General features: G+C 45.9%; 13 protein-coding genes. 5 read left to right on the forward strand and 8 right to left on the reverse strand.

The window, feature by feature from the left end:
• The first annotated feature begins 150 nt into the window (after positions 1-150).
• The 3 genes from HF312_11495 (at position 151) to HF312_11505 (ending at position 4,705) form a co-directional block, all read left to right on the forward strand.
• Positions 151-1,290 carry an MFS transporter gene (locus tag HF312_11495; protein MCU7520830.1) on the forward strand — a complete coding sequence of 380 codons (1,140 nt, stop codon included), beginning with the start codon at positions 151-153 and terminating at the stop codon, positions 1,288-1,290.
• 86 nt (positions 1,291-1,376) lie between these two features.
• Entirely contained in the window at positions 1,377-3,308 is a 1,932-nt protein-coding gene (locus HF312_11500; protein ID MCU7520831.1) for a PAS domain S-box protein, read from the forward strand.
• An 11-nt stretch (positions 3,309-3,319) separates the two neighbouring features.
• Positions 3,320-4,705 carry a sigma-54-dependent Fis family transcriptional regulator gene (locus HF312_11505; protein ID MCU7520832.1) on the forward strand — a complete coding sequence of 462 codons (1,386 nt, stop codon included), beginning with the start codon at positions 3,320-3,322 and terminating at the stop codon, positions 4,703-4,705.
• A gap of 113 nt (positions 4,706-4,818) precedes the next feature.
• Here the strand turns inward: HF312_11505 and HF312_11510 are convergent, their stop codons facing one another.
• Both HF312_11510 and HF312_11515 read right to left on the reverse strand, forming a co-directional pair.
• A complete protein-coding gene (locus HF312_11510) occupies positions 4,819-5,832 on the reverse strand; it encodes a DUF4922 domain-containing protein (protein ID MCU7520833.1) in 1,014 nt (337 codons plus the stop codon).
• Positions 5,829-7,286, reverse strand: coding sequence for a glycosyltransferase family 2 protein (locus HF312_11515; protein ID MCU7520834.1), 1,458 nt, complete (start codon positions 7,284-7,286; stop codon positions 5,829-5,831). The genes HF312_11510 and HF312_11515 overlap by 4 nt, the downstream gene beginning before the upstream one ends.
• 410 nt (positions 7,287-7,696) lie before the next feature.
• Between HF312_11515 and HF312_11520 the strand changes: the two genes are divergently transcribed.
• A complete protein-coding gene (locus tag HF312_11520) occupies positions 7,697-8,167 on the forward strand; it encodes a septal ring lytic transglycosylase RlpA family protein (protein ID MCU7520835.1) in 471 nt (156 codons plus the stop codon).
• A 63-nt stretch (positions 8,168-8,230) separates the two neighbouring features.
• Here HF312_11520 and HF312_11525 read toward each other — a convergent pair whose 3' ends face one another.
• From HF312_11525 to HF312_11540, 4 genes are all read right to left on the reverse strand, one after another.
• Positions 8,231-9,070 (reverse strand): hypothetical protein, encoded by an 840-nt coding sequence (locus HF312_11525; GenBank protein ID MCU7520836.1) that lies wholly within the window; start codon positions 9,068-9,070, stop codon positions 8,231-8,233.
• A 12-nt stretch (positions 9,071-9,082) separates the two neighbouring features.
• A complete protein-coding gene (locus HF312_11530; protein MCU7520837.1) occupies positions 9,083-10,657 on the reverse strand; it encodes a M20/M25/M40 family metallo-hydrolase in 1,575 nt (524 codons plus the stop codon).
• Positions 10,658-10,756: 99 nt separating this feature from the next.
• Positions 10,757-11,974, reverse strand: a complete 1,218-nt coding sequence (locus HF312_11535; GenBank protein MCU7520838.1) for an FtsX-like permease family protein — start codon at positions 11,972-11,974, stop codon at positions 10,757-10,759.
• A 2-nt stretch (positions 11,975-11,976) separates the two neighbouring features.
• Positions 11,977-13,305, reverse strand: a complete 1,329-nt coding sequence (locus tag HF312_11540; GenBank protein MCU7520839.1) for an efflux RND transporter periplasmic adaptor subunit — start codon at positions 13,303-13,305, stop codon at positions 11,977-11,979.
• 203 nt (positions 13,306-13,508) lie between these two features.
• Here HF312_11540 and HF312_11545 point away from each other — a divergent pair, with 203 nt between their 5' ends.
• Entirely contained in the window at positions 13,509-14,060 is a 552-nt protein-coding gene (locus HF312_11545) for a class I SAM-dependent methyltransferase (protein ID MCU7520840.1), read from the forward strand.
• A 151-nt stretch (positions 14,061-14,211) separates the two neighbouring features.
• On the opposite strand, the gene HF312_11550 is transcribed toward HF312_11545, so the two are convergent.
• Positions 14,212-15,054: a T9SS type A sorting domain-containing protein gene (locus HF312_11550; protein ID MCU7520841.1), complete on the reverse strand. Its 843-nt coding sequence runs from the start codon at positions 15,052-15,054 to the stop codon at positions 14,212-14,214.
• Between the two features lie 3,242 nt (positions 15,055-18,296).
• Positions 18,297-18,653, reverse strand: a complete 357-nt coding sequence (locus tag HF312_11555; GenBank protein MCU7520842.1) for a DUF423 domain-containing protein — start codon at positions 18,651-18,653, stop codon at positions 18,297-18,299.
• Between the last annotated feature and the right edge of the window lie 5 nt (positions 18,654-18,658).

The raw sequence follows: 18,658 nt of genomic DNA on the forward strand, positions 1-18,658 counted from the left end.
ATTGGCACATGTAAACAAACCATTTAAAAATGGACGGGATATCCTTCAAAAGTGCTGTTTTCATAAGGAAAGACTATTTAAGAAAAAATTCTTAGTTTTACGTGATAAATCTGACGGAATCCGACACAAAAGATAAATAGTCCACTTTATATGAAAAACCCTCTTCTTATAGCCATTTTCGGGATTGCAGTAGCCGGAATTACATTCGGACTGGTATCTCCTGTAACTGTAATACTCCTGGAGACAAATCATACGCCAAGCTGGGTTACGGGACTTGTAACAACAATGCTTTACATAAGCATAGTACTGTTTTCAAGCCTTACGGGAAAGCTTATAGAAAAGTACAATATAAAGAAGGTACTTTCCTGGGGGCTCCTGATAGTTTCTGTATGTTCAATAGGGCTCATTTTCTGGCGGAATTACTACATTCTTTTTCCCGCAAGGTTTCTTCAGGGGATAGGTGTTACATTCATCTTTGTTGCCACCGAAGTGCTCATAAATACAACAAGCGACGAGACAAACCGCGGGAAAAACATCGGGCTTTATGTAATGTTCCTTTCCATTGGAATTGCCGTAGGCACGATGCTTATCTGGACGGTCAGGATCTATGAGTGGCTTCCTTTTGTAATAGGCGCACTGACGATATTGTTTGTCTATATTTTTGAATGGTTCCTTCTTGTGGAATTAAAGCCGGTTGAGGAACTGGAGAAAAAGGAGGCAAACTTCCCCTTTAAGATGATGCCCGTTGTTGCCCTGTTTTCCTCAGCCGTTTACGGGATCTTTGAGTCGTCCATTACCATTGTAATCCCATTATTCGGGCTAAGGAGCCGCTTTTCGGAAGAAGAGGTATCTCTTTTCCTGGGGGCTTACGTCATTGGGGGTATAATTCTTCTATACCTGATCGGGCGCGCTTCGGACAGGATATCCAAGTTCAAGCTTCTTCTTATAGTCTCAGGGGTCTTAAGCATTTTATTCCTTCTTCCGGGATTTTTTCCCGACAGGGTGCTCCTGACGGTAATATTTTTCATAATCGGGGGATTTGTGCCGGCATTTTACACCGTGGGCTTAACCTACACGGTTGAACGGGTGGATAAAGCTTACGTTGCGCAGGCAAACGGGCACTTTGCCATGTCGTATGGGATCGGGACGCTCGCAGGTCCCGTTGCGGGCTCCATGCTTGTGGAATTTAACCGCCAGTACGCATTCTGGATCGCCTCGGCTATTCTGTGCCTTTCATTCCTGGTTTATTTTTCCTTCTTCTACGGCAGGAAAAACAGGCTCAGGCCGTGAAGAGATAAAATAAATGGCCAGTTTTCTTTACGGCATTGAATTTCTGGAAAAAACGCGATATTTTCAGAAGAACTTTTCCAATTTTAATGCAGACAAAGATATCAAATATTATCCAGCTCATTGCAAATGTGAGCGGCAGCAGAGTTGCTTATCTGCTTGAAGGCAGCGGGGCCGTGCCGCGCATTGCGGCATTTGCAGGAGCGGGTACGGAAAGCCTTTTTAGTGAGCTTAACCAGGAGATCATCCGTTCTGCGGAAGGTGAGCTTGAAAATGCCATCTCGTGGGATTCTTTTAAGGAAGTCTCCGGCCGGACCGGCATCAGGTCTTTGTATGTAAAAAAGCTGGAAAGGAACGGGGAGAACAGGGAAGCATTCTTTCTTGTGCTCATGTCGGACAAAAGCAGGTATTTTAATTCTTCCAGGCTCAGCAATATAGGGCTGCTGGAGGATTTTCTTAATGAGTATTTTGAAGTAGCAGGCCTTAAAAGCATTGAGCAGTCGCTGGTTGGCGCGGCAGGAAATATAGATGCAATAATTTATTCCACGGATGTAAAAGGGGAGAAGTACCTTTTTATTACAGATGCCGTTGAGAAAATATTGGGCTACCAGCCGCGGGAGCTAATGGATAATCCGGGTAAATTCCTGAGGCAAATTGATCCCAGGTACTTTGCAAAATACAGGGAATTTGTCAGGCTTCTGCGCCAGGGTTCGGGTGCTATGGTGGAGTACCAGGTAAAAGATATCCGGGGGAATACGCATTTCCTGAGGAATTCAGGTTTCCCGGTGGTAAAAGACCACGAGATCATAAGGATTGACGGCGTTGTAAGCGACGTTACAAGGGAAAAGGAAACACAGCTAAGGCTGGAGAAGTCGGAAGAACGCTTCCGCCTGCTGATTGAAACGGCAAATGACCTCATTTTTAATCTCGACAGCTCTGGATACTTCCTCATGGTAAATAACTACGGGGCACTTGCCTTAGGCTACAAGCCCGAAGAGATGTCAGGCTGCCACTTCCTGGAGTTTATAAGCGACGAGCACAAGGCTGAAATAGCCATTGCATTCCAGCAGATACTGAAGTCCGATAAGGTGGTATCCTTCGATGCCGCGTTCATTGACAAGTTCGGCAAGGAGATCTTCTTTGAAGTCCAGTGCCGCCCTACGCAGAATAATGGCGAGATTACGGGCATGCTAGGCATCGGGCGCGACATAACGCAGCGCCGGAAGGACGAGGAAAAGCTGAGGGAGCTGAATTCAAGATTTATTGAGGCCAACAGGCTCATTTCAATTGAACGCGACCGCGCAAAACAGCAGGTATCGGTTCTTGAGGAGTTGAACAAGCTAAAAAGCGATTTCATTTCAAACATCTCGCATGAGCTCAGGACCCCATTAGCCTCCGTAGTGGGATTTTCGGAGACAATAACCTCCGACCCCAACATGCCGCGGGAGATGATAATGGAATTCAGCAATATAATCTTAAGCGAGGGCAAGCGCCTGGCAAAGCTAATTAACGACGTACTGGACTTTGCCAAAATGGAAGCCGGGAAGCTGGACATATTTAAGACCGAATTTGACATAGTGGAAGTCCTTCAGGCAATTATGGCTTCCGTGCGCGAAGAAGTCCGGCAGAAAGGAATCAGCCTAAACTTTGAAATTCCCGAGCACCCGGTGCTTATTACGGCCGACAAAGAGAGGATCATGCAGGTCATTCAGCACCTGGCGAGCAACGCTATAAAGTTTACGGGTAAAGACGGGCGCATTACGCTTATTGCCCAGGACTTTATGAAGGAATTTGAAATTATTGTCAGCGATACAGGAATCGGCATTCCCTCAAGGGACTTGCCAAACATATTCCAGAAATTCTACAAGGCGGCCCGTGCAGGCAGCACGCAGATACCGGGTTCCGGAATAGGGCTTGGGCTCGTCAAGCAGATAATTGATATGCACAAAGGACTCATTTCCGTCCAGAGTGAAGTAAATAAAGGCACTACATTTATCATAAAACTACCAAAGAGTAATTAACCGAGGAAAAATTGGAAAAGCTGGTATTTATTGTTGACGATGAAAAGGCAATCTCAAAGCTCCTGACATACTGGGTAAAAGACAAATGGAAGTACAAGACTGAAGTCTTTGATAACGGCCAGGATATGCTCAAAAGGCTCTCTGCGGTAAGTCCCGACCTCATTTTACTTGATATTATGCTTCCTGATATTGACGGCATTGAGATCTTAAAAAGGGTAAAGCAGTTAAATGAAAGTCTGCCTGTTATAATGCTTTCGGCTCAGGGGAGCATTGAGGTTGCAGTGGAGGCTTTGCGCCTGGGGGCGTTCGACTACTTCCCGAAGCCTATTGACACACAGCGCCTGGAACCCGCAATTAAAAATGCCATCAGGAGCTACGACCTTCAGCGCGAGCTCACGATTCTGAAGGAAGACGTTAAAAAGCAGTTCAGTTTTGACAACATTATTTCGTCCGACGCAAAGATGCAGGACGTCTTCAGGATGGTCTCCAAAGTGCTGGATAACGACATCACAGTCCTAATTCACGGCGAAAGCGGCACGGGAAAAGAGCTTATTGCAAGGGCAATTCATTATAACGGAATAAGAAAAGACAAGCCTTTTGTGGTGGTTAACTGCGCCTCAATTCCAAGGGAGCTGCTGGAAAGCGAACTTTTCGGGCACGAAAAGGGCTCTTTTACGGGCGCCTACCAGAGGAAGATAGGAAAGTTTGAAATGGCCAGCGAGGGCACCATATTCCTGGATGAGATCGGCGAAATGCAGATGTCGCTGCAGGCCAAGATACTAAGGGTCATACAGCAGAAGGAGCTTGAAAGGGTGGGGGGCACCGAGGTAATTAAGACGGACGTCAGGATCATCTCGGCTACAAACGTGGACCTGAAGTCCGCGGTTGAAAAAAGGGAGTTCCGTGAGGACCTGTTCTACAGGCTTAATTCCTTCCCGATTGTAATTCCGCCTTTAAGGGAAAGAAAAAGCGACATAATTACGCTTGTGGATTATTTTATTAAGAAATTCAACGACAAGCTCGGGCGCCAGAGTAAGGGCTTTACGAAGAGGGCGCTTAAGCTTCTTTACGATTACGACTGGCCCGGGAATGTGCGCGAGCTGGAAAATACAATGGAAAGGTGCATTATTATCTCTGAAACCGATACGATGGATATTAGTGACCTGCCGCCAAACATCAGGGCTTCGGAAAGTAACACTGCTCTTGCGTTATCGGGTCCCATTTTCTCGGACGACCAGATAATTCCTTTTGACAAACTGAAGGAAGAGGCCATAAGGCACGCGCTTAAGGTTACAAACGGCAATATAGTTGAAGTAGCCAGGAAGCTGGAGATCGGCCGCGCCACGGTGTACAGGTTTATGGAAAAGTATAATATTTCTTATGAGGAGCAGGAGTAGTAGGTCCGACGTCCGACGTCCAACGTCCAACGTCCGACGGTAAGAAATTATTGGGCGTCCGACGTTCGACGGTAAGAAATTGCAAGGGCGGCCTGCGGCCGCCCTTTAGTATATCAGGAATAGATTTGGGCTAGTTTGCCTGAAATGTATTCAAATGTTTCATCTGACAGTGTTACCTGACGGAATATATCCACAATATTTTCTCTTGTGATCTTTTTGAAATCCTTTTCAAGCGGAGTTATAAGCACTCCTCCCATATCCACTGAAGCCGGGCTTAAGAGTATGTTGTCATCGCCTTCCATGAAGAAGTAGCTCGGACGGTGCTTAGCCCTTGGGAATACCATAACGTGCCACTTGCCATTATCATAGAAAGAAAGAATATTCATCATCGGCTCTTCGGCGCCGTTGTTGGAGACTTCCTTGAAAATGCCATAAAAATGGTTGAAACCCTCTGTGAGGGCCTCTGGGTTCGAGGATTCAAAAGAAAGAAATTTGCCGGGGTAACGGTCAACTGCATAAACCTGTAAGTCATTGCAGTCAACTATCTTACGGCCCAGGTTCTCCTTAATTTCAGTGTACTCGCTGTCGATAGGCATGAAGGCCTTGTCGCCAGCCTGGAAGTGAAGGTGGTCCGGTGCCGAGGCTCCGCACTTGGGACCGTTATAGAAAACGGTATAGTAACGGCTCAGATCCTTCGTGAAACTGAGGAGTTCCGGGAATGAGCTTTTAATTTCCTGGGGCACGTGGCTTGTCCTTGGAAGTGTAAAATGCTCATTGAAGATCGGGAACGGGTTGCAGAGTACAATGTAGTCTTCTTTATAAAGTATCCCTTTCTGTGCCTCCGGGAGGTTATCCGGGCAAAGGAAGCATTTTCTTTCCTTGATTGATTTTTCATCCACTTTAGCTGCGGATGAAGTGATTCTTCCCGGGTTGAACTGGACCTTTATTTTGAAATGATCGAACTCGAATGTTTTGACTTCAACGTTATTAAGGCTGTTGTAGCCTTTACTTAACAGTTCCCAGCTTTCTTTCTGCTGGGCAAGCAAAGCTTTCGCTTTGCCTGCCAGGTCATCTGATGAAATATATGGTTCTAATTCGGAATCTTTAATTACAGTCGTGTCTCTCATAGCGAATTTTTTCTCTGACGTGCTAAAAGTTCAATAGTTCTTACTCTGTCTTTATAAACGTTATAGGTGTTAGCCTTGTTTATATCCAGAGCAGCATCAGAGTTGCCTTCCCAGCGGCGGCAGAGGTAAATCGGTTCATAGATCCTGCCGATCTGGTATTCCCTTGAAATTGCAAGTCCCAGTGCATAATCTTCGCCGTAGCTGACGTTAGGAACCTTAATTTCCCTTAAAAGCGGGGTATAGAAGGCTCTTGGAGCACCGAGGCCGTTAATTCTGAGGGCGTTATTGCGTCCGTTTTCAGGAGTCCATTCCTTATGATCGATGATTCCAGGAGGAATTTCTTCGAGCTTAAAGTTGGTCATCTGGTAGCTGCCTATAACCATGGCGCATTTTTCTTCTCTGAACTTATCGACAACTTTCTGTACGGTTGTTTCATCCTTATACATATCGTCGCTGTCGAGCTGGATTGCGAAGCGGCCGCATTTCTCGTGGTGTACGCCCATATTCCAGCATCCGCCGATACCGAGGTCCTCTCTGTCAGGAATGACGTGAATAAGCCTGCTGTCCCTGGCGGCAGCTTCCTTTAATACTTCAGTTGTGCCGTCGTTTGAATGGTTATCGATTACGATCAGGTTGAATGGGAAGTCAGCTTTCTGTTTAAGGACAGACTCAACAGCCTCTCCGATTGTCTTAGCCCTGTTTTTAACCGGGATAATAACCGAGGCTTCAAACTCAAAATTGCCGGCAGTAAGGTCGATCTGCTTAAATTCCGGTTTCAGGTAAGCCTTAACTTTCTTAAGGTGGTCTGTAGCTGCAATTTCCATTTCGATCTGTACGCTGCGGTTTCTGGGGTTTACATAATCGAACTGTTTTTCACCGGTCTTGCGGACGTCGGTTTCAATTGTTGCATAAAGGAATTCAGGTACGCGGACAATTGAATTTTTCTGAGAAATTTTCAGTCTCAGGTCGTAGATGCCTGCGTATAAAAATTTAGTTTTTTTGAATGCCTGTTTGAGGGCGGCAGTGTTGAAGAAATACACATACCCAAAGTTAAAATCGTCCCTGATGCTTCCGACCTGGTAATCTATAACCGGATGAGCGGTTCTCGATCCTTCCTTAACTTCGTAGTAATCTGAATAAACCAGTCCTGCACCTGTATCCTCAGCCACGTGGAGGAATCTTTCAATTCCGAAATGGCCGAATTCGATCAGGTTATCCTGTGTAATAAACAGGGTATAGTCTGCACTTGACTTCTCTTTGAGCTGTGAAACAGTTTCACTGCTGAAAAGAGATTCAACCTTAAGTTTTTCGCATCCCTCTATGTTCTCCTCGACGTCGGAGGTTACGATTAAATAGCACTTATCCACCAGTCCCGAATTATAAAGCTCGCCGACGGTCTTCCTGGTAAAATCATTACCGCTATAGGGGATGAAGGCTGTGATTTTCCTTTCCATCAATTCTCCGTTAATAAAATGATATTTGCTGCCGGATAATTTAAGGAAAATTAATCAAAGATACATTACTCTTGTTTCGTCAAAATGAAGCACATATATATAGATATGTATTTTGATGAAGGAATCCGGGGGGACCGGGCGGGGGCGTCAAAGGTGCCTAATTATATAATATGAAAAATAAATCCTAAAAGATGTACAAAAAAAATTAAAAAATTTTCCAAAACCCAGGAAATTCGAATAAGTTCACGAAAAAGGTCGAACATTCCGGAAACGCTCCACCTGCCTCTCACATATACTAAAAGATTGTAAGACGGATGCAAATACCGTTTATTTATAGTAGATGATATTTTAATCACTAGAGATGAGAGGTACATTTGACATCGATATCTAAAGCATTAGTATTGTTGGTCATGTTACTGTTGGTCGGATTTACCATAATTCATAAGGAGCTCGGGGATAACAAAACCGGTCAGAGTGCTGGAATAAAAGAATTAAGTAACAATACGCAAACTCAAACAGCAGTAAAGCAAGAGAGTTCTTTTATTCAGTTCTTGGACAAAGGAAGAATGACCGCCTCATGGTATGGACCAAAGTTTCATGGCAAACTGACAGCCAATGGTGAAATATATAACCAGATGGCTTTTACCGCCGCCCATAAATCTTTTAAGTTCGGGACGCTCTTAAAACTTACAAACCCCAAAAACAGCAAGTCGGTTATTGTAAGGATTAACGACAGGGGCCCTTACATTGGCGGCAGACAACTCGACCTTTCCAAAGGTGCTGCACTGGCCCTGGGTATTATAAGGCCCGGAGTCTTAAAGCTTAAGGTTGAGGAAATAGCATTAGCCGACGAAAATAAACCTCTGCTGGCTTTGAACTAAAAACTTGAACAAAAAAGAAAACCTGCCCGACAAGGCAGGTTTTTCACTTTTAAAGAGGCCTTACTACTCAACCAATTGCGTTGAAGTCTTCATCGACTGTGAGACCGGCATAATCATATTCTGCTGACCAGTGACAGCCATGGTCATATCGTTATCCATATTTACTTCGTTTTTAACTGCCATTCCCATTTTAGGATCGAAGTAGAAGGTGCCCGAGATTTTCCCCGTGCCTTCAATAACCAGGTCCATGCCGCCCATCTTAGCCTGGCCGTTATTTTTTACGTCGCCCGTATAGTTTATCTTCAGGCAGTTATGCCCCTGAACCTTTTCCTTACCCGCGATAGTATAGGTAGAGTTAATTGTGTTCATTATTTTTCCGGAACCCATCATATCCATAGTATCAGTTGTTGTAGCTGACCATGGAACGCCTGCCTTAATCTCTCCATCCGGAAGCTTTGCAAGGCGGAGAAGGTTGCTCTGTGTAAGTCCCTGAAGGTTTACCATATTGAAGGAATCGATAGCCGTTGTATTTTCAACCGTTCCATCCTGGAGCATGGTTATGCGGATTCTTTTGCCGGCAAAGGGAGCCAGGGACATGGTGGTATCTTTCATGGGATTTGTCGTGGAAATTTTCCCCGAGTCGAGCGAGGTAATAAGTTCGGCTTTACTGCCCTTAACATCATCTACAACTACTCTTACGCTGAAATCACCGTTAAGCGTCATTTTCATTTCGGTGCCCATGACTTCCTGAGTGATGTTTCCTCCCATGGTATTCATAAAATGATAAGTTTTTCCCTTCTGGAAGCTGTATTTGAGTTTATAGCTTTCCTGGGCATTGAGGCTGCCCGCAAGAAGGGAAAGAGAAAAAATTGTTAAAAGAATAAAAGGCAAAGCCCTTTTCATGCTGTCTCCTGTTTATTTATTAGAAATTGGTTGATAAAAAGTTCTGTTATAGCTGCTGTCCTCAGAAATCCGGAGGGCAGTAAGGAAAACAAGTTTTGCAACCCTGGCAGCTTTATCCATATTAATTGTAGAGGTTTCATCGCTGAAGTGATGGTAGTCTTCGGTCTCCCCGGTATTATAGAATATTGAAGGCACACCCTTACCGATAAAGGAGGCCTGGTCGCTGGCGTCCAGGAATTTCTCCAGGCTGTAGCCGAGCTTAAAGCCAACCTTAACATTTTCTTCTTTATTTAAACGGCTTAGTTCCGGGCAGACAGAAGAGCCAATAATAAAGAGGGAATCGGGGTTATTGCGTCCGATCATATCCATATTCAGCATTGCGACTGTTTTTTCGAGAGGGAAGAGTGGGCTTTCGGTATAGGCCTTTGAGCCCAGGAGTCCCAGTTCCTCGCCGGCAAAAGTAATAAAAAGGATGCTTCTTTTAGGCCGTGGGTTCATTGCCGAGAAAGCGCGGGCCAAAGCCATAACGCCGCTGGTTCCGGAGGCGTTGTCGTCGGCGCCGTTATAGATATAATCTTCTCCCTCTTTGTGCTCTTTCTGGTACCCGACGTGGTCGTAATGGGCTCCTACAATTACGAGCTCATTTTTTAATGCGGGGTCGGAACCTTCCAGAAATCCCACGACGTTGTTTGCCGGGGTTTCCATCACGTCGGTGCTGGTTTTAAGGAGGACCGAGGCACCTTCAATTTCAAAGGATTTGGGTGTAAGCTTTGCGTCAATTCCCTTCTGCAGGTCCTTAAGACTTTCGACGGATCCGAAGAGTTCATTTATTACTTCTTTGCCGGCCTGGACGACCGGGACCTTATCTTTCTCCTCGCTTAAGAGAGTAATTGGTAGAGCGTCTTTGGGTATAAAGGCCGAAAGAGCGGGCCATGGGAATCCCCTTGGTGAAAGAAGCATATGGTTCAAAGGATCGTTTACAAGAATTACTCCCGTGGCGCCGTGTTTAATGGCGTTATTAACTTTTGTACTTCCCAGGGAGTAGGTTATGGCCGGTTTGGAAGAAAAGGCTGAAGCCGTATCGTTTTCACCCGGGGCATGGCGCAGGAGAATGACGATCTTTCCATTTACGTCTATATCCTTATAGTCGTCGTATTTCAGTTCAGGCGCCGTAATGCCGTATCCGGCAAAAACTATGGAAGAAGTAACTTCCTTATTGCCTGTCATTTCGAAAGGAGTAAATTCTGTTTTAAGGCTGAAGGAGTGTTCCTTGCCGTCTTTTTTAATGACGAGGCGGTTATCCTTACCCAGGTCGACTTTCCCCAGGTGCACCGTCTGGAAGTAGCTTCCGTTTACGGGTTTAAGTCCCAGGCTCTCGAACTCTTCGGCAATATAGTGTGCCGCATTGTCGAGTTCCTGGCTCGGGGTTTTCCGTCCTTTCATCTCGTCAGAAGCGAGGAAGGAAATGTGTTTATTCATAATGTCAGGAGTAATCAGGTTAATTGAGTCGCTGGCTGAAGTGCCGGATGAGCTGCATCCGGAAAATAGCAGCGGAAGGAAAAGCAAAAAGGAAAGTTTCTTCATCATCTGCCCCGGTGATTCTTAAGTAAATTTTGAACTAAAACATAGTCAGAATTTACTATAAAAGCCACACGGGGCGGATAAAATTCCACGCGCCTGTGCGCCTCAGTCGTAGCGCAGGGCGTCAATAATAACAAGTCCCGATGCCTTGCGTGCCGGATAGAATCCGAAGAAGATGCCTACCATGCCGGCAAAGCCGAAGGACATGAGTACGGTAAAAGGCGATATAACGGTAGTCCACCCGCTGAAGAAGCTTACGATCTGAGTTGCAATAAAGCCGAAGAGGACGCCGAGGATTCCGCCTGAAAGGCTAAGGACCACGGCTTCAAAAAGGAACTGTGTAAGTATATCGCTTCCTTTGGCTCCGATGGCGCGTCTTATGCCGATCTCGCGGGTTCTTTCTGTAACTGAAACGAGCATAATATTCATAATGCCGATTCCGCCTACGATCATTGAAACGCTGGCAATTGAGGCAAGGAGGATTGTAAGGACTCTTGTTGTCTCCTGTGCCGTACTGGCGATATCGGTCTGGTTGCGCACGGTAAAGTCGTCATCTTCTCCCGGCTGAATTTTGTGCGCTTCCCTAAGGACGGTAGTAATTTCCTGTTGTGCCTCATCCATAGCATCAGGTGAGAGGGCACTGCAGAGGATCTGCTGTATATTCTTAAACCCGCTAAGGCGGTTCTGCACAGTTGTGTACGGGGCGAGTATGATGTCATCCTGGTCCTGCCCCATGGCATTCTGCCCCTTGGCGGCCATAACGCCGATGATCTTAAAAGGGACCTCGCGGACTCTGATCTCCTGGCCGACCGGGTCCTGGTCGGGGAATAGGTTCTGTGCAACTGTCTGACCGATGACGGCGACCTTGGCGTTTGTTCTGACGTCGTTAATTGTAAAGAAGTCGCCGGAGGAGAGTGACCACTGCCTGATCTCGGGATAGTCGGCAGACACGCCCATTGTAGAGGTATTCCAGTTCCCGATGCCTCCAATTACCTGTCCCGGAGCCCTGATGATCGGTGAGACTCCGGCAAGGAGGGTGGTATTGGCTTTAAGCTTATCGACGTCATCAAGCGTAAGGCGGGTATTGGAACCTCCGCCCATGCTTACGCCTCCAGTACGGATGGAACCGGGGAAGACTATAATAAGGTTAGTGCCCAGGCCCGCGATCTGGCTTTCGACTCTTGCCTGTGCGCCCTGGCCGATTGCGACCATTACGATAACGGCTGCAACGCCTATAATAATGCCCAGGATTGTTAAGAGGCTGCGCATCTTATTCTTTAATATCGAGCCTACGGCGACCTGAATAAAATCACTCCATTTCATTTTTAGAATCCTCCTCTTCTTCCGCCGCCCATAGATCTGTTCTGCTGGAACGGGCTGCCCTGAGGTGTCTGGCTACTTGCCGAAGCTGAGGAGACGATTCCGGAGATTACGTCCATTCCGTCATAGATCTTATCCGACTTAACTTCCGTGAACTGGCCGTCGGTAAGTCCGGTACGGACCCTCACTGCAGCGAGCTTACCCTGGGCGTCTACGTACCAGAGCATTGCGCCATTATGTCTTTGTCCATTCTGCCCCTGCGGCATTTGTCCATTTCCGTACTGGGAACCGTTCTGTGCTGTGCTGTTCTGTCCGGCATAGTTTCCGCCATTATTGCCTGTGCGGCTTAAAGAGTCGTTCCTGCCGTTCTGATTGTAGGATGATCTGATCTGGGCGATCATTTCAGCTGTCGGCCTCAGGCGGAGAGCCGCGTTAGGTACCTTAAGGACGTCATCGGCATGGGCGATCTGGAAGTTAATTGTAGCCGTCATGCCGGGCATTAAGTAGCCCTCGTCGTTATTAACGTTAATGACCACGGAATAATTAACGACGTTCTGAATAGTTGTAGGCTGGAGTCTTATCTGCTGGACCAGGCCTTCAAAGGTTTTATCGGGGTAGGCCTGGACGGTAAATGTCACATTCTGTCCATCCTTGATCTGACCTATATCGCTTTCGTCCACGTTAGCTATGATCTGCATACGTGAGAGGTCGTTAGCAATAAGGAAGAGTGTAGGGGCCTGCAGGCTTGCGGCCACGGTCTGTCCCACGTCCACATTCCTTGCTATTACGGTCCCGCTGATGGGAGCGGTAATTTTAGCGTATTTCAGGTTAATTTTCGCCCTGTCGAGGCTGGCCTGAGCCGATTTAACCGAGGCCCGGGCAACGGCGTAATTATACTGTGCCGTTTCAAGGTCCGTCTGTGCGGCCAGGTTTTTCTCTACCATTACTTTAACGCGGTCGAGGTCCTTCTGCGCCTGATTAAACTGGGCCTGAGACTTATCGAGGCTGCTCTGAGCGTCGCGGACAGAAGCCGAAAGGAAGGTGGTATCAATCAGTGCTATCAGGTCGCCTTTTTTGACCTTATGGTTAAAGTCGGTGAAAATCTTGGAAATTGTGCCTGAAACCTGGCTTCCCACCTGGACTGTTACGACCGGGTTAAGCACTCCCGTACTTGAGACCAGCTCTTCGATGCTTCCTTTCTGGACTTTAACGAATCTGTAGGTGTCCTTATCGTTTTTACCGGAAGCAAAGAGATAGTAGGAAACCGCGGCAATTATGAGGAGTGAAACCGCTGAAATTACGATTATCTTACGTGATACTTTGTTCTTTTCCATACTCTTTTCTCATTCATCTTAAACTTACTTCATCTTTCATCTAATCTGTATATTAGACAAAGTATGGAGCTAAAGAGTTTAATTAAAGCCATTTATGCCTGAGCGGGTATTAAAAGCGGTATTAACCTTTGACTTTTCGGAAGTTTCGCCTTATGTTTTACGGAAAAAATCGGGCAAATTTTCAAAAAATGGAAGCATAGAATATGAAACTGAATCTCGGCTGCGGAAGGGACTTAAAAGAGGGATACATAAATCTGGACATAGTGGATTACGGGGGCAATATGATCCACGACATAAATACGTTTCCGTATCCTTTTGAGGATAATACATTTGATGAGATATTTGCCTCGCATGTACTGGAGCATCTGGACAGTTTTCACAAGACGGTAACAGAGCTTTACAGGATAGCAAAGCCGAACGCGACGATAATTGTTTACGCGCCATTTTTCCTGAACACGAAGTATTTTGGGGAGCCGGATCACAAGATTCCGTTTTCCATCAGGACGTTTGACAATTACGAGTTCATAGGTAACCGTAAGCTGAAGTTTTATGAGAAGTGGAAGCTGACGCACCGTACGAATTACGAAGGCAAGGCGCAGTTTGAGATAATAGAGAAGAGGTTTATAACCTCGCATTTTGCCCCCTTAAAGTGGATGGATCCGATATTGAATATAGAGCCCGTGATGTACGAAAGATTTTTCGCGGGGATCTTCTCGCCGGAGGAAGTATATTTCAGACTTAGGGTGGTGAAGTAATAAAAGGTCCGACGTCCGACGTCCGACGGTAAGGCAACGGCAGCAGGATTGGTTTCTTTCTCGCCTGGACTCTGAAGAGGGATTGGTATAAAAAAGGCAGAGGTTCCGGAGTAAGAACCTCTGCCTTTGAACTGACCTTCCAGGTGACTAATTATTTCAGAAGCATCATCTTACGCACTGAGGTGTATTCGCCGGCTCTTAAACTGTAAATGTATATTCCGCTCGGAAGGTCTTTTGCATTGAACTGAACCTGGTATCTTCCTTCTTCTTTGTACCCGTCAACTAATGCTGAAATTTCTTTTCCTAACACGTCGTAAACTTTGAGCGTTACCTTTGATGCCTTCGGCACTTCATAGTTTATTACTGTGGAAGGATTAAAGGGATTAGGATAATTCTGTGATAATGAATATTCTTTTACTTGTATTGCGCCTGAGTAATTTACGTTCATTGATGTCACTGACTCAGTTAATACTGCCTCTTTACCCGTTGAACGGTCGGCAATAAAATATTCCGCACCAATGTTTTCATCTGAAATTATTCTTAACTGTACAAGCCTGTTTCCTATTCCTTCTGCGTTTACATTGTATTGCGATTCTTTCATGCTGAAAAGGTTTTCTTTCATGAGCTTCGCATCAAAATATTTTCCAATTACATTGCCTGATGCATCATCAACCATTTCAACTTTGAAGGATGCATAGTTTCCGTCTTTCAAAACTTTTACTGCTGCAATGGAATCCTTAAGCCCGCAGCGGACTGTAAATGAAAGACCGGAGTTATCACTGAGCATGAAAGGCTCTGTCTCAAGATATTTTGTAAATGCTGAATTAATTTTTTTATTTCCTACTTCATTAAAATGAATATTCATTCCGCCCGAGTGAATGTTTGCAAGCGTGAGATAGAACTGGGCATTATCTTTTACTAGTCCTACTGTTCTGCCGGACAATGGTTCAGACGTTTTATTTGCTGCGGGTGTGCCGATTGCTTCCGACTGCATGAAGGGGAATGGAGCACTCAGATTTTCTGAATGCAATGCTGTTACAAACATCTCATTGCTCATGCCGCCGTTATTGATCTGAATATTGCGCCCGTCGGTGCCTGTTATGGATTTAAGTCCTATTGAGGTGCTGCTGTTTGTGCAGACGGCTTCATAACGGCTTCCATTCGGTTCGCTCCATCCTACTATATAAGTATCGCTTCCCATGCTTATCTGCGGTGAATATACCTGTCCGGCATATTTGTTAAAGTACTGCATATACCACGGATTGTCGGGATTGGCAAGTACAACATAATACTCGCCCCAATCGGAACCAATTTCATTATATCCTTTCCACGCCATTCTTGCGCCTCCGCCGGAGACGGATATAATGGAAGGGCTTACGTTGGTGTTGAAGTTTGCATAGATGGAAAGGAAGAAGGGAAGCGCATTTTCATCAAGGAGTCCCATATCGTTAAACTGCATCTTCATGTAATATATCATTGCATAAGGCATTTCGCCCTGCTGCCATGCCAGGTTGAAAATGTTCTGTGAGGCTGCATCCTTTGCAGATGAAACTGCAGCGTTTACGGCAGTGCTGTCTGTGCCCGGAATAATTCCGCCTGTGCCCCATGAGATCCCGGCGCTGCTTATCTGTCCATATTTATATGTGAGGCATCCGCCGGTTCCTTTTGTCTCCCAGAGCAGGACAGCTTTCCCTGCATATCCCCATGAAACAAGAGGTGACGCATCAGTGTCATATGATCCTTCTATAGGTATTATGCTTTGAGCCTGCGCGGTATATTCGCCTGAAAGGTTTGAGAATACCCGGAGCTTTATATCAGACGTTCCTGAAGTATTCATGCTCTGCCATGCAATTACAACATTGTTTTCAAAGTAATCGATGGAGGGAAGTTTTGACGGGCCTTCATCAAGAGGCTTTCCGTCATTCATAAGAATCCAGCTCTGTCCTTTATCCTTGCTTACTTCGTACCATACTTTTCCCATGCTTGAATACACGAGGTGCAGGCAGCCATCAGGAGTCATAATGAATTTTCTCTGTCCGTTACCTGTAAAGGCATTGGGGTCGTCTGAGAGGTGTGTGCCTTTAAGGAGCGCGTTTGCTTTGGAGTTGGAGCTTGTAAACGTAAGGGGAGTTTCAGCTGAAAATTGATTTCCGAAAGTTACATCGTTACCGTTCCATTTCTGGAAATAGAATTTATGAAGCTTCCCGTCGCTCTTAAGCATAATATCCTGGGCTTCAGGAGCTTTTACTGAATAATAGATGGAAGATGAAGGAGTCAGGTTTAAGAATACTCCCTTATGCAGGTCGCCGTTATTAGGAAAAGTAAATGAAGGCATAAAAGGAGAAGTCTTGTATTTCACCGGTGCATTCATTCCCTGGTTTCTCAGTTCACCGGCAAAGGATGAATCCCTGTAGTCCATAAGCCAGGGATCCTTGAAGCCTATTTGTCCTTCTGCGGCCTCAGTTCCTTCCAGGCTGTTTTTAACAGTAACTCCTTCGTACACAGGTTCAAACTGTGAAGTAAGGGATTTACCCGTGGAGTTATCTACATTTATTATCTGCTGAATATCCATTACTGAGGTGCCTGTCCAGTGGTGGAATTTCTGGTTATTATAAACTTCCTTATCGCTCCTTAAAACGACAGACGAGCCCTTCTTAAAGCTGAGTGCCGCGGGGAGGTTATTTTTCATGACGAAAGAGCTGCCGTCCCACGTCCCTATGCTGCCGACTGAAGAGCTGTCGGAAAGCCTCTGGTCGACGTTTACAGAAATATTAAGTGAGCGGTTGATAAGAGAATTTCTGGGACCCGCCAGAACAGTTCTCATGAGTGCAATCTGTTCTTTTGTAAATGAGTTTGTATTCTGGTCGAGGTTGCTGTTCATATAGTTTGCCGAAGGCTTCATGTCCGGTGTTTTTGTCTGTGCGTCTTTAAGTCCCAGCCAGTGCCCCGTCTGATGAGTAGCGGTTCTGGCCCTGTCTACTCCGGGGTATTTTTTAGAGCCTGCGCTGCCGAAGGCCTTATAGTCGATTACGACGCCGTCGGACGTTTTTTCATAAAGTTCACTCTGTGTACTGCCGGAGTAGAAAGGAAGCTGAGCGTAGCCGTAAGTTACACCCATATTATACATCAGGTCGCACACCCATATATTAAGATAGAGTCCCGTATCCCATGCGTCGATTCCGCCCATGGAGGAATACTTTACGGCGGTCATATCCTTCCCGCCCTTAACCTGCCAGTAGAATGCGCCGTGGCTTGTGGCGGTTCTGGTGATGCCCAGTGCGGGATTGCCTGAAGGATCTGTATCGGCAAGATAGAATTCTATCATTGCATCAGTGCCGCCGGGGCTTCTTCTGAAATTTTCATTCAGTATTCTGATCTGCGACTGGATATCCTGGTCGCTGATATTTTCATCAGGCACTGCCGGGTTATACACGATGTGTACGACGACGGGAATTCTGATAAGGCTGGTCTGGCCTGAGTTGATTTGATTTAAGGCTTCGGGCATCTTTTCCTGTACGTAATTGTCCAGGTTATTTATGCCGGATGCCAGCAGCGGATTTTGTGTGGTAAGCTCCTGAAGATTCAGCGCGGTAAGGCATTTTTCCTGTGCCCTGAGGCTGATCTGAAGTGCTATGAGACTCAGAATGAGAATTGTAGTTTTTAGCTTCATAGAACTATCCCCTTTTGTTGCGGATTTTATTATTTTAGGCCAAGCAAACAAAAAGGCGTACTTCACCCTTTGTGGTGAAAGTTGACCCCGCCTTGGTGTTTGCGCTTAAGCTGTCCGGATGGTTCCAGCATCCGGGCGGCATTGTTTTATTTAGTTAAAATTTATCTGTAATATTTCCTGGTTATTGGTTCCTCTTTGGGCTACATGTAACATGTACATGTAAAATTTACCTGTAAAAGTGATTGCCTCTTCAAAAGAAATCGAATAAAAGCGCGGAAACAGGGTTATTCCGCGGTTTTTCCAACTTCCTGCATCAACAAATCCCATTTAACATTAATATGATTCAAATTTTAAGCCACGGGAGGAAGGTCCGACGGGGAGGAAGGTCCGACGTCCAACGTCCGACGTCCGACGGGAGGGAAGGTCCGACGTCCAACGTCCGACGTCCGACGGGAGGAAGGGGAATGAATTGCCGCGAGCTTTTAGCTCGTGGATTGCGGAATCCCCTCTCCCCGTTTGGGCTTTAGCCCCGGATTTTCACAGGAGGATTGTGGCTATTTTTAGGATTATTTTTTTATTCCGTAGTATGCGATAAGGGACCAGCCTGTGAGGAAGCTTACGCCGCCAAAGGGGGTGATGAAGGCCAGGAATTTTATGCCTGTTACGGCATAGGCGTAAAGGGAGAATGAAAAAAGTATTATTCCTGCAAGGATGAAGGCTGCGGCTTTGTTTAATTTTTCATTGTTGTAGAATCCTATTGAAAGCAGCACCGCGCTATGGATGAGGTGGTATAAAACGCCCGTTTTGTACGTTTCAATATCCTGCGGCCCCAGGTAATTTCTGAGCCCGTGAGCGCCGAAGGCTCCAAGCGCCACGCCGAGAAAACCCATTATAGCGGCAATAAATATCCATTTATTTTTCATTGTGT

This window comes from Ignavibacteria bacterium (genome assembly GCA_025612375.1).
In the GTDB taxonomy this organism is placed as follows: domain Bacteria; phylum Bacteroidota; class Ignavibacteria; order Ignavibacteriales; family SURF-24; genus JAAXKN01.